This is a genomic window from Pseudomonas resinovorans NBRC 106553 (assembly GCF_000412695.1).
GTDB classification, from domain to species: domain Bacteria; phylum Pseudomonadota; class Gammaproteobacteria; order Pseudomonadales; family Pseudomonadaceae; genus Metapseudomonas; species Metapseudomonas resinovorans_A.
Window position 1 is genome coordinate 5,439,760 of the sequence record NC_021499.1, and the last position, 12,176, is coordinate 5,451,935.

The following is a 12,176-nucleotide window of genomic DNA, read 5'->3' on the forward strand; positions in this document are numbered from 1 at the left end:
CACTAAAGCTGCATTTTATAGGAATGCGTCATTTCGGTCCACCCGAAAGACATCCTGATTCGGAGCCGAGGGCTTGATCACGATCCCGCGAGCTAGAGAAGAACAAGGCGGGCATGGCTGAGGGCGCGGAGTTTACGCGCTGTAAATGAGCAAGCCCGAAGCCATTCCCAACGCAGTTATTCCGACGCGCAGCGGATCGTGGCATGCCCTCAGTGCAGTCCGAGTACGTCCTGCATGTCGTAAAGACCCGCTTCCTGGCCATCGAGCCAGAGCGCGGCACGCACGGCGCCACGGGCGAAGGTCATGCGGCTGGAGGCCTTGTGGGTGATCTCGACGCGCTCGCCGTCAGCGGCGAACAGCACCGTGTGATCGCCCACCACGTCGCCGGCGCGCACGGTGGCGAAGCCGATGGTTTCGCGGGCGCGGGCGCCGGTCTGGCCTTCGCGACCGTAGACGGCCACCTTGGACAGGTCCCGACCCAGGGCGTCGGCCACCACCTCACCCATGCGCAGGGCGGTGCCGGACGGCGCATCCACCTTGTGACGATGGTGGGCTTCGATGATCTCGATATCCACATCGTCGCCCAGCACGCGGGCGGCGGTATCCAGCAGCTTGAGGCAGAGGTTCACGCCGACGCTGAAGTTGGCGGCGAAAACGATCGGAATCTCCCGCGCGGCGTTCGCCAGCTGGGCTTTCTCCTCGGCGGAGAAACCGGTGGTACCGATGACCATCGCCTTGCCGGCCTGACGGCAGATTTCCAGATTCCTCAGGGTTACCGAGGGATGGGTGAAATCGATCAGCACGTCGAACTCGTCGATCACCTTGCCGAGGTCACCCGACAGCGGTACGCCGATACGGCCCAGCGCAGCCAGTTCGCCCGCGTCGGCGCCGACCAGGGTGCTGTCCGGACGATCGATCGCGGCCGTCAGCCCGGCGCCCTGCGCCTGCTGCACCGCTTCGATCAGGTTCTTGCCCATGCGCCCGGCGGCGCCCACCACAGCAATACGTCGCATAAAAGTTCAGCTCCTAGCTGGAAGCCCTGAGCGGGAGTCGGCGGCGGAGCAAATCAGCACCCGCGCCGACTTCCGACTCGTCGTTAGAGATCGCCGAAGAAGCGCTTCATACCCTCGAACCAGCTGCTGGCCTTGGGCGAATGGGAGCCGTCGATCTGCAGGCTCTTGCGGAACTCCTCCAGCAGCTCGCGCTGGCGCTTGTCCAGGTTGACCGGCGTTTCCACCGCCACCCGGCACATCAGATCGCCAGCACCACCACCGCGCACCGGGGCCACGCCCTTGCCGCGCAGGCGGAACAGCTTGCCGGTCTGGGTCGCCTCCGGAATCTTCAGCTTGACCCGGCCATCCAGGGTCGGCACTTCCAGCTCGCCGCCAAGGGCGGCATCGGCGAAGCTGATCGGCACTTCGCAGTACAGATGCTTGCCGTCGCGCTGGAAGATCGGGTGCTCACGCACGTTGACCACCACATAGAGGTCGCCGGACGGGCCACCCAGCGCACCCGCCTCGCCCTCTCCGGAGAGACGGATACGGTCGCCGGTATCGACGCCAGCCGGTACTTTCACCGACAGGGTCTTGTGCTCTTCCACGCGGCCCTGCCCATGGCAGCTGCCACAGGGGTCGCTGATCATCTTGCCGCTGCCATGGCAGCGCGGGCAGGTCTGCTGCACCGAGAAGAAGCCCTGCTGCATGCGCACCTGACCGATACCACCGCAGGTGGTGCAGGTGACGGGAGCCGTGCCCTTCTTCGCGCCGGAACCTTCGCAGGTCTTGCAGTTGACCAGGGTCGGCACGCGGATGGTGACCGTGGTGCCACGCACCGCTTCTTCCAGGTCCAGCTCCAGGGTGTAGCGCAGGTCGCTGCCGCGCTGCGGGCCGCCGCGCTGGCCGCCACGCTGGCCACCGAAGAAGTCGCTGAACACGTCACCGAAGATATCGGAGAAGCTGGCGCCGCCGAATCCGGCACCACCACCGGCACCCATCTGGGGATCGACACCGGCATGGCCGTACTGGTCGTAGGCCGCGCGCTTGCTGGCATCGGAGAGGATCTCGTAGGCCTCGTTGGCCTCCTTGAACTGTTCTTCCGCTGCCTTGTCGCCCGGATTGCGGTCCGGGTGGTATTTCATCGCGAGGCGGCGATAGGCCTTCTTCAGCTCGGCCTCACTGGCGCCGCGCTCGACACCGAGAATTTCGTAAAAGTCACGTTTAGCCATGGGTTTCCTGCACTCTCAAATTCACCAGCCCAGACACGCCAACGCGGGAGCAAGCTCCCGCGCGGCGGATCAAGCGATTGGGGCGACTAGCCCCGCACGCTGGGACGGAAGCAAGCGTGACACTTACTTGTTTTCCTTGACCTCTTCGAACTCGGCGTCGACGGCATCGTCGCCCGCCTTGTCCGCGCCGGAAGCTTGCGGCTGTTCACCAGCCTGGGCCTGGTCGGCGTACATCTTCTGCGCCAGCGGGGCGGAAACCTGGGACAGGGCGTTCATCTTGGCGTCGATTTCAGCCTTGTCGTCACCCTTCACCGCGATTTCCAGCTCGCCCAGCGCCTTCTCGATGGAGGCCTTGTCTTCGGCAGTGGCCTTGTCGCCAGCCTCGGCAATCATCTTGCGAGTGGCGTGGACCAGCGCGTCACCCTGGTTGCGGGCAGCGGCCAGCTCTTCGAACTTGCGGTCTTCCTCGGCGTTGGCCTCGGCGTCACGCACCATCTGCTGGATTTCTTCCTCGGACAGACCGGAGTTGGCCTTGATCACGATGGACTGCTGCTTGCCAGTGGCCTTGTCCTTGGCGGACACATGCAGGATGCCGTTGGCGTCGATGTCGAAGGTCACCTCGACCTGCGGCACACCACGGGGCGCCGGCGGGATTTCGGCCAGGTCGAACTTGCCCAGGGACTTGTTCTGGGCAGCCTGCTTGCGCTCGCCCTGCAGCACGTGAATGGTCACGGCGGACTGGTTGTCGTCGGCAGTGGAGAACACCTGCGACTTCTTGGTCGGGATGGTGGTGTTCTTCTCGATCAGTGCGGTCATCACGCCACCCAGGGTTTCGATACCCAGGGTCAGCGGGGAAACGTCGAGCAGCAGTACGTCCTTCACGTCACCGGCCAGTACGGCGCCCTGGATGGCAGCACCGATGGCGACGGCTTCGTCCGGGTTCACGTCCTTGCGCGGCTCCTTGCCGAAGAAGTCGGCTACCTGCTTCTGCACCAGCGGCATGCGGGTCTGGCCGCCGACCAGGATCACTTCCTGGATGTCGGACACGTCCAGGCCGGCGTCCTTCAGGGCGATACGGCAAGGCTCGATGGTACGAGCGACCAGGTCTTCCACCAGGGCTTCCAGCTTGGCGCGGGAAATCTTCACGTTCAGGTGCTTCGGACCGGTCTGGTCTGCAGTGATGTACGGCAGGTTGACGTCGGTCTGCTGGCTGGAGGACAGCTCGATCTTGGCCTTCTCGGCGGCTTCCTTCAGGCGCTGCATGGCCAGGGGATCGCCCTTGAGGTCCATGCCGGACTCTTTCTTGAACTCGTCGACGAGGTAGTCGATCAGGCGCAGGTCGAAGTCTTCACCACCGAGGAAGGTGTCGCCGTTGGTGGCCAGCACTTCGAACTGATGCTCGCCGTCCACTTCGGCGATCTCGATCACCGACACGTCGAAGGTACCGCCGCCCAGGTCATAGACGATCACGGTGTGGTCGCCCTTGGACTTGTCCATGCCGTAGGCCAGCGCAGCCGCGGTCGGCTCGTTGATGATGCGCTTGACGTCCAGACCGGCGATGCGGCCGGCGTCCTTGGTGGCCTGACGCTGGCTGTCGTTGAAGTAGGCCGGAACGGTGATGACCGCTTCGGTGACCGGCTCGCCGAGGTAGTCTTCGGCGGTTTTCTTCATTTTCTTCAGCACTTCCGCGGAAATCTGCGGCGGCGCCATCTTCTGGCCCTTCACTTCGACCCAGGCGTCACCGTTGTCGGCCTTGGCGATCTTGTAGGGAACCATCTTGATGTCTTTCTGCACGACGTCTTCTTCGAAGCGGCGACCGATCAGGCGCTTCACGGCGTACAGGGTGTTCTGCGGATTGGTCACCGCCTGACGCTTGGCGGATTGGCCCACCAGGGTCTCACCGTCGTTGGTGTAAGCGATGATCGACGGCGTGGTGCGAGTGCCTTCGGCGTTCTCGATCACCTTGACGCTGCCGTTTTCCAGGATGGCCACGCAAGAGTTGGTGGTCCCCAGGTCGATACCGATGATTTTGCCCATATTCTCTCTCCCGAAACTTTGGATTCTCCGCGGCCTCATTTCACGGACCGCGGCAGCAAATAAACGCTTGATCTAACAGATGGGGGCCCGAGCCCGGATTTCAAGCCTGCTCGTCGATCGACGGCGGCGTAACGCTGGGAGCCTTGCTGACCACCACCATGGCGGGACGGAGCAGGCGGCCATTGAGCAGGTAGCCCTTCTGGAACACTTTCAGCACGCTGCCCGGCTCGACATGGGTGCTTTCCTCCATGGCCATGGCCTGATGGTGCTCCGGATTGAACGGCGCACCGTGCGGGTCCACGGCTTCCAGCTGGTAGCGCTTGAGGGTGTCGTGGAACAGCTTGAGCGTCAGCTCCATACCCTCACGCACCGGCTTGATGCTGTCGTCGGTGGCGCTGGTCAGCTCAAGGCCGCGCTCCAGGCTGTCGACTACCGGCAGCAGGTCATTGGCGAACTTCTCCAGCGCGAACTTGTGCGCCTTCTCCACATCCTGCTCCGCACGACGGCGGATGTTCTGCAGCTCGGCGGCAACACGCAGCGACTGATCCTGGGCCGCGGCCAACTGCTCTTCCAGCACTTGCACGCGAGTGGCAAGGTCTTCGCCGGATACGGCTTCGGCGGCGGAATTCGCTTCGGGGGTCTGGGTGTCCAGGGTCTGTTCGTCGGCCATGTCTTCCTCCTCATGAAAATCTATTGCGGGCAAGAGCCGCTGATATGTCCGCCTATATGGGGCCGCAATTTGTCGGTTCAAGGGGGAGGGGCGATTGTCAGCCAGAAAACAAACACTGTATAAATAGACAGCCATCTCAGCGCGGGAGTCGCACCATGCTGGTACACCTGTCTATCCATAACTACGCCATCGTCGAGCACCTGGACCTCGAGCTCGAGGCCGGCATGTCGGTCATCACCGGCGAAACCGGTGCGGGCAAGTCGATCATGCTCGACGCCCTCGGGCTGACCCTGGGCGATCGCGCCGACAGTGGCGTGGTGCGCCCCGGCGCCGACAAGACAGACATCCTCGCCAGCTTCGACGTCAGCGCCATCGCCGAAGCCCGCGACTGGCTGGCCGAGCGCGACCTCGAACAGGACGGCCCCTGCATCCTGCGCCGGGTGATCACCGCCGAAGGCCGCTCGCGCGCCTACATCAATGGCTCGCCCTGCCCTCTTGGCGACCTCAAGAGCTTGGGCGAGCTGCTGATCGACATTCACGGCCAGCACGAACACCAGTCACTGCTAAAGACCGACACCCATCGCCGCCTGCTGGATGAATACGCTGGCGCCAGCGACCTCGCCCGCCAGGTACAACTGGCCGCCCAACGCTGGCGGCAGACCCGCCAGGAGCTCGAACGCCTGTCCAGAGCCGGCGACGAGCAACGCGCCCGCCACCAGTTGCTGAGCTACCAGCTGGACGAGCTGGAGAACCTCGCCCTGGGCGAGAACGAACTGGAGCAACTGGAGCAGGAACACAAAAACCTGACCAACGCCGAAAGCCTCCTCGCCACCTGCCGCCAGGTCATCGACATGTGCAGCGAAAGCGACGCCGGCAACGTGCTCAGCGCCCTGACCGCCAGCCTGAATCGGCTCACCGCCTACTCCACCCAGCCTGGAGCCATGGGCGAAGCGGTGAACCTGCTGTCCAGCGCGCAGATCCAGGTGGAGGAAGCCATGGGCGAACTCAACCGCTTCCTCGACCACTTCGACGCCGATCCGCAGCGCCAGCAGGCCCTCGAAGAACGCCTCGACAATATCTACACCCTGGCGCGCAAGCATCGGGTACAACCGAGCGAACTCGCCGAACTGCAACAGCGCCTGCTGGATGAGCTGGAAGCGCTGAATGCCGACGACGAAGCCGCCGAGCGCCTGGCCGACGAACTGGCCGCGTACGAACGCCACTACCAGGAAAAAGCCACAGAGCTGAGCAACCTTCGCCGCGACGCGGCGGGCTGCCTGGCGGGCGCCGTGGAAACCGAGATGCAGCGCCTCGGCATGCCCGGCGGCCGCTTCAATATCCAACTGCACGCCAACCCGGTGGCCGAACCTCAGCAGCAGGGCCTGGAGCAGGTGGAGTTCCTGGTCAGCGCCAACCCCGGCCAGCCTTTGAAGGCTCTGGCCAAGGTCGCCTCCGGTGGCGAACTCTCACGCATCAGCCTGGCGATCCAGGTGATCACCGCGCAGACCTCGCGCGTGCCGACCCTGGTCTTCGACGAAGTGGACGTCGGCATCGGCGGCCCAACCGCGGAAGTGGTGGGTCAACTACTGCGCCGCCTCGGCGAGCGCGGCCAGGTGCTCACCGTCACCCACCTGCCGCAGGTGGCAGCCCAGGGCCATCACCACCTCTTCGTGCACAAGCAGCGCGGCAGCGACGAAACCCGCACCGCCGTGGCCAAACTGCAGGAAGCGCCGCGCATCGAGGAGATCGCGCGGATGCTGGGTGGCGTCGACCTCACCGAGGAATCCCTGGCCCACGCCAGGAAGATGGTAACCAGCGCGCAAAGCTGATACCCGCTGCGCGCGACGTTCACCACGCGACACAAATGAAAAAGGCGACCCGAGGGTCGCCTTTTTCCTTGCGCGCAGCGCTTACTTCTTCTTGCGGATATAGAGCACAAGATTGTGGTCTACCAGCTCGTAGCCACGCTCCTTGACGATTTCCTTCTGGCGCTTCTCGATCTCCGGATCGAAGAACTCGATCACCTCACCGGTATCGACGCACACCATGTGGTCGTGGTGGCCGCTGTCGGCCAGCTCGAACACGGCATGGCCACCGTCGAAGTTGTGGCGTACCACCAGCCCCGCCGCTTCGAACTGGGTCAGGACACGGTAGACAGTGGCCAGACCGACATCTTCGCCGGCTTCCATCAGAGCCTTGTAAACGTCCTCCGCGCTCATGTGGCGTTGCTCGGTGGAATCGAGCATCTGGAGGATCTTGACCCGAGGCAAGGTCACCTTCAGGCCGGCTTTACGCAGTTCGTTGTTTTCTACCATGGTCAGCTTTCTCGAGGAATGCGGCTTTCGCAGCTTCCCTTAATGCAGGTATGATCGGGACTTTTCATGCCCAGCCAAGATAGTGGAAGTCGCCCACCGATGCAAAACACCAAGCTCCTGCTGACCAGCCTCTCACTCGCAGGCTTGCTCGCACTCGCCGGTTGCTCGTTTCCCGGGGTCTACAAAATCGACATCCAGCAGGGCAACGTTGTAACGCAGGATATGATAGACCAGTTGAAGCCCGGAATGACCCGACGTCAAGTGCGGTTTATCCTCGGCAACCCGCTGATCAACGATACCTTCTACGCCAACCGCTGGGATTACCTCTACAGCATCCAACCGGGTGGCGGTCAGCGTCTTCAGGAACGCGTCAGCCTGACGTTCGACGATAACGATCAACTGGTCGGCCTGGCCGGCGACTTCATGCCCGGCGTGAGCCGTGACGAGGCGATCCTCGGCGGCCAAGGCACCTCCACCACCACCCAGGCCAAGCCTGAACAGCCCACCGAACAGCCCAAGGCGGAACAGCCTGCGGCACCGGGCTCCCTGCTGGAGAAGATCCAGAAGGAAGTGGACAGCGCCGAACCGGTACCGGTCCCGATTCCGGAACCCCTGGATACCTCGCCGCAGTAATCTGCGGCAACAAAAAGCCCGGGCATGTCCCGGGCTTTTTCATGGGCGCGAATCAGGCGTCGCGCTCGCCGCTCCTGGCCTGGGCGGCCTTGGCAGCGCGCAGCTTGCGAACTTCCTTGGGATCGACAAGCAGCGGCCGGTAGATCTCCACGCGATCCCCCTCTTCCAGCAGCCGTTGCTCGGGACTGGGCAACGCCTTGCCGAAGATGCCCAGCGGACACCCGGCCAGGTCCAGCTCGGGAAAATACGCCTGCATGCCCGAGCGCAGCACCGCATCACGCGCACTGGCCCCCTTGGGCAGGCTCAGGCGCAGCAACTGCTGACGATCAGCCAGGGCGTAGACCACCTCGACCGCGATCAATGTGTCAGCCATAGAGCTGCTTGGCCCGCTGGCAGAAGGCATCCACCATGGTGTTGGCGGCCTGGTTGAACAACGGACCCAGGGTGGCCTTGATGATCGGGCCCGCATAGTCGAAGCGCAGGTCCAGGCTGATCTTGCAGGCCTTGTCGCCCAGCGCCTTGAAATGCCACACGCCGTGCAACTGGCTGAACGGGCCTTCCTCGAGGCTCATCTCGATGGTGCTGCTGCCATCGAGCTTGTTGCGCGTCACGAAGCGCTGGCTGAGGCTGCCCTTGGCGACTTCGAGACTGGCCAGCATGTGGTTTTCGCTCTCCTCCATCACCTTGGCGGCCGAGCACCAGGGCAGGAATTCCGGGTAGCGCGCCACGTCGTTGACCAGGTCGTAGAGCGCCTGCGCAGGAAACGGCAACAGGGCGGAGCGCTGGATATGGGTGGTCATCTTGGCCTCGAACAGGGTTCCGAGCCGCATGGCACGGGCAGTTGCCGTACCGGGCTGGTCAAAAAAGTGCCGCATTGTCAGGGATTCACCGGCATCGCTCAAGCCTACGCCGCCGTAGCCGCGCCGTCTGCGACTCCCTATAATGCGCCGCCTATGGCCAAGCAAAAAAAACACCCCGAAGGCACCATCGCCCTTAACAAGAAGGCGCTGCACGACTATTCCATCGAACAGAAGTTCGAGGCCGGGCTGGCTCTCGCCGGCTGGGAAGTGAAGAGTCTGCGCGCTGGCAAGGCACAGCTGGTGGACAGCTACGTGCTGCTCAAGGACGGCGAAGCCTGGCTGCTGGGCAGCCACATCACCCCCCTGAAGACCGCCAGCACCCACGTCATCGCCGACCCGGTGCGCAGTCGCAAGCTGCTGCTGCACAAGCGCGAGCTGGGCAAACTGTTCGGCGCGGTGCAACAGAAGGGCTACGCCTGCGTGGCGCTGTCGATCTACTGGAAGAAGCACCTGATCAAGTGCGAGATCGCCCTGGCCAAGGGCAAGAAGGAATTCGACAAGCGCGCCACGGAGAAGGAACGCGATTCCGACCGCGAGATCGCGCGAGCGATGCGCACCAAGGGCAAGGAATAAGCCCACCCCAAAAGAAGCCGGGCATTGCCCGGCTTTTTTGTCTCAGAGCCCTTGGCGCCTCTGCGCCCGCGCCAACCGCTGCGCCTCCAGCTGCCCTTCTTCCAGGACCTCCTGCACGTACTGGATGTGCTGGTGGGAAATCTCCCGGGCCTCTTCGGCACGCCCCTCGATGATCGCCTCGAAAAGGGCCCGGTGCTGCCGGGTCAGCATTTCGCGGGTCTCGCCCCGCTGCAGGTACATGCCGCCGATGTTGGTCACCACGTTGTGCTTGAGCAGGTCGAAGAGCCCGCGGATGGTGTGCAGCAGCACGGCATTGTGGCTGGCCTCGGCAATCGCCAGGTGGAAACTCGCGTCCGCCGCGCCCTCATCCGCCCTACTGGCCTTGCTGCCCGGCGCGTAGCAGGCCTGCAACGTCTCGTAGGCCTCGGTAAGCCGCTGGTGGTCCACCGGCGTCGCCCGCTGCGCGGCGTAGTAGGCACAAGAGCCTTCCAGGGTATGGCGGAACTCCAGCAGGTCGCGCTGGGCCTCGGGATTGCTCTCGAGCAATTGCAACAAGGGATCGCTGAAGGTGGTGCCCAGTTCGGCCGCCACATAGTTGCCGCCACCCTGGCGACTGACCAGCAACCCCTTGGCCACCAGCTTCTGGATCGCTTCGCGCAGTGAAGGGCGCGATACGCCGAACTGCTCGGCCAGGGCACGCTCGGCGGGCAAGCGCTCGCCCGCCTTCAAGGTGCCCTCGAGAATCATCCCTTCGAGCTGACTGACGATATCGTCCGACAAACGGCGCTGACGCACCTGACCGAATCCCATTGCTCTACCCACCCTTTCTCGCCACCACGGGCGGCCATCTGGAACGGCGCCTGCGGCGCGCGACGCGGCAGCCTAACCACCGCGCTCACCCCGCACAAGCAGCCCACCATTCATCCCACGCTCGACCAAAGTCGCAACGCGGCAAATTGACACAAGGATAGTCCGGCTTTTACTCTGAGCCGTCGAGATTGTAAATTGGTCTTACCAATTTATCCGACAAGCAGCGCCGACTCGGTCTTCGCCTGCCGCAGCGCCACGAGCGCAACGGTTTTCGCCCGATCCGGCTAACAGGCACTCCAAAAACAATTAGGGAGCCACCCCACGATGCAAACCTGGCAGCAGCTCTATACCCCCCTTGGCAGCCTCTGGCTGTCGGCGCTCGTCGCTCTGATCCCGATCATCTTCTTCTTCCTGGCCCTGGCGGTGTTCCGCATGAAGGGCTACATCGCCGGTACCATCACCCTGGCGCTGTCGCTCGCGGTCGCCATCTTCGCCTTCCAGATGCCCGTGGACATGGCCTTCGCCGCTGCCGGCTATGGCTTCGCCTATGGTCTCTGGCCGATTGCCTGGATCATCGTCGCGGCGGTGTTCCTCTACAAACTCACGGTCAAGAGCGGCCAGTTCGAGGTGATCCGCAGCTCGGTGCTGTCCATCACCGACGACCAGCGCCTGCAGGTGCTGCTGATCGGCTTCTCCTTCGGCGCCTTCCTCGAGGGTGCGGCGGGCTTCGGCGCACCGGTGGCCATCACCGCGGCCCTGCTCGTGGGCCTGGGCTTCAACCCGCTGTACGCCGCGGGCCTGTGCCTGATCGCCAACACCGCGCCGGTAGCCTTCGGCGCCCTGGGCATCCCGATCATCGTCGCGGGTCAGGTGACCGGCATCGACGCCTTCAAGATCGGCGCCATGACCGGCCGCCAACTGCCCTTCCTGTCGATCATCGTGCCCTTCTGGCTGGTGGCCATGATGGACGGCTGGCGCGGCATCAAGGAAACCTGGCCGGCAGCTCTCGTGGCCGGCGCCACCTTCGCCGTCACCCAGTACTTCACCTCCAACTTCATCGGCCCGGAACTGCCGGACATCACCTCCGCCCTGGTGAGCCTGGTGTCCCTGACCCTGTTCCTCAAGGTCTGGCAGCCCAAGCGTGCCGAGGACGCCCAGGTAGTTGGCGTATCCGGCGGTGCGGCGGTGATGGGCGGCTTCGGCGGTGCGCGCAGCACTACGCCTTCGCCCTATAGCTTCGGCGAGATCCTCAAGGCCTGGTCGCCCTTCCTGGTACTCACCGTGCTGGTGACCATCTGGACCCTGAAGCCCTTCAAGGCCCTGTTCGCCCCGGGCGGTGTGCTGGAGCAGTTCGTCTTCATGTTCGCCATCCCGCACCTGGACCAGCTGGTGATGAAAGGCGCGCCCATTGTCGCCACCGCCACCGCCATCCCGGCCGTCTACAAGCTGGACCCGGTATCGGCCACCGGCACCGCGATCTTCTTCTCGGCACTGATCTCCATGTTCGTCCTGAAGATCGATGTAAAAAATGGTCTGACCACTCTGAAGGAGACCTTCATCGAGCTGAAGTGGCCGATCCTGTCCATCGGCATGGTGCTGGCCTTCGCCTTCGTCACCAACTTCTCCGGCATGTCCACCACCCTGGCACTGGTCCTGGCCGGCACCGGCGCGGCCTTCCCGTTCTTCTCGCCGTTCCTCGGCTGGCTGGGCGTGTTCCTGACCGGTTCGGATACCTCGTCCAACGCCCTGTTCGGCTCGCTGCAAGCCACCACCGCGCACCAGATCGGCGTCAACGACACCCTGCTGGTAGCGGCCAACACCAGTGGCGGCGTGACCGGCAAGATGATCTCGCCGCAATCCATCGCCGTGGCCTGCGCCGCCACCGGCATGGTCGGCAAGGAATCCGACCTGTTCCGCTTCACCCTGAAGCACAGCCTGATCTTCGCCGCCATGGTCGGCCTGATCACCCTGGCCCAGGCCTATGTCTTCACCGGCATGCTGGTCCATTGATAGCGCTTACGGGCCGCGCGTAGACGCGGCCCGGTTCCTTTTCA

The 12,176-nt window shown here is 63.8% G+C and carries 12 protein-coding genes; 4 read left to right on the top strand and 8 right to left on the bottom strand.

What is annotated here, in order from left to right; genetic code table 11:
* Positions 1–209 precede the first annotated feature (209 nt).
* From dapB to grpE, 4 genes are all read right to left on the bottom strand, one after another.
* On the bottom strand, positions 210–1,013 hold the full coding sequence (gene dapB / locus PCA10_RS24550) for a 4-hydroxy-tetrahydrodipicolinate reductase (RefSeq protein ID WP_016494785.1): 804 nt from the start codon (positions 1,011–1,013) through the stop codon (positions 210–212).
* 83 nt (positions 1,014–1,096) lie between these two features.
* On the bottom strand, positions 1,097–2,224 hold the full coding sequence (gene dnaJ / locus PCA10_RS24555; protein WP_016494786.1) for a molecular chaperone DnaJ: 1,128 nt from the start codon (positions 2,222–2,224) through the stop codon (positions 1,097–1,099).
* A gap of 123 nt (positions 2,225–2,347) precedes the next feature.
* Positions 2,348–4,261: a molecular chaperone DnaK gene (gene dnaK, locus PCA10_RS24560; protein WP_016494787.1), complete on the bottom strand. Its 1,914-nt coding sequence runs from the start codon at positions 4,259–4,261 to the stop codon at positions 2,348–2,350.
* 100 nt (positions 4,262–4,361) lie between these two features.
* Positions 4,362–4,931 carry a nucleotide exchange factor GrpE gene (gene grpE, locus PCA10_RS24565; protein WP_016494788.1) on the bottom strand — a complete coding sequence of 190 codons (570 nt, stop codon included), beginning with the start codon at positions 4,929–4,931 and terminating at the stop codon, positions 4,362–4,364.
* 155 nt (positions 4,932–5,086) lie between these two features.
* Between grpE and recN the strand changes: the two genes are divergently transcribed.
* On the top strand, positions 5,087–6,760 hold the full coding sequence (gene recN, locus PCA10_RS24570; RefSeq protein ID WP_016494789.1) for a DNA repair protein RecN: 1,674 nt from the start codon (positions 5,087–5,089) through the stop codon (positions 6,758–6,760).
* 81 nt (positions 6,761–6,841) lie between these two features.
* Here recN and fur read toward each other — a convergent pair whose 3' ends face one another.
* Positions 6,842–7,246, bottom strand: a complete 405-nt coding sequence (fur, locus tag PCA10_RS24575) for a ferric iron uptake transcriptional regulator (RefSeq protein ID WP_016494790.1) — start codon at positions 7,244–7,246, stop codon at positions 6,842–6,844.
* 99 nt (positions 7,247–7,345) lie between these two features.
* Between fur and PCA10_RS24580 the strand changes: the two genes are divergently transcribed.
* Entirely contained in the window at positions 7,346–7,879 is a 534-nt protein-coding gene (locus tag PCA10_RS24580; RefSeq protein ID WP_016494791.1) for an outer membrane protein assembly factor BamE, read from the top strand.
* A gap of 52 nt (positions 7,880–7,931) precedes the next feature.
* On the opposite strand, the gene PCA10_RS24585 is transcribed toward PCA10_RS24580, so the two are convergent.
* Together PCA10_RS24585 and PCA10_RS24590 are read right to left on the bottom strand one after the other, a co-directional pair.
* The gene (locus tag PCA10_RS24585; RefSeq protein ID WP_016494792.1) at positions 7,932–8,252 is read right to left on the bottom strand and encodes an RnfH family protein; all 321 of its coding nucleotides are present in this window, start codon (positions 8,250–8,252) and stop codon (positions 7,932–7,934) included.
* Positions 8,245–8,679, bottom strand: coding sequence for a type II toxin-antitoxin system RatA family toxin (locus tag PCA10_RS24590; RefSeq protein ID WP_041770964.1), 435 nt, complete (start codon positions 8,677–8,679; stop codon positions 8,245–8,247). The genes PCA10_RS24585 and PCA10_RS24590 overlap by 8 nt, the downstream gene beginning before the upstream one ends.
* 153 nt (positions 8,680–8,832) lie before the next feature.
* On the opposite strand from PCA10_RS24590, the gene smpB reads away from it, so the two are divergent.
* Complete coding sequence (gene smpB / locus PCA10_RS24595) at positions 8,833–9,312, top strand: SsrA-binding protein SmpB (protein ID WP_016494794.1); 480 nt, start codon at positions 8,833–8,835, stop codon at positions 9,310–9,312.
* Positions 9,313–9,354: 42 nt separating this feature from the next.
* On the opposite strand, the gene PCA10_RS24600 is transcribed toward smpB, so the two are convergent.
* On the bottom strand, positions 9,355–10,122 hold the full coding sequence (locus PCA10_RS24600; protein ID WP_016494795.1) for an FCD domain-containing protein: 768 nt from the start codon (positions 10,120–10,122) through the stop codon (positions 9,355–9,357).
* A gap of 324 nt (positions 10,123–10,446) precedes the next feature.
* Here PCA10_RS24600 and PCA10_RS24605 point away from each other — a divergent pair, with 324 nt between their 5' ends.
* Positions 10,447–12,132, top strand: a complete 1,686-nt coding sequence (locus PCA10_RS24605) for a lactate permease LctP family transporter (RefSeq protein ID WP_016494796.1) — start codon at positions 10,447–10,449, stop codon at positions 12,130–12,132.
* Positions 12,133–12,176: the final 44 nt, after the last annotated feature.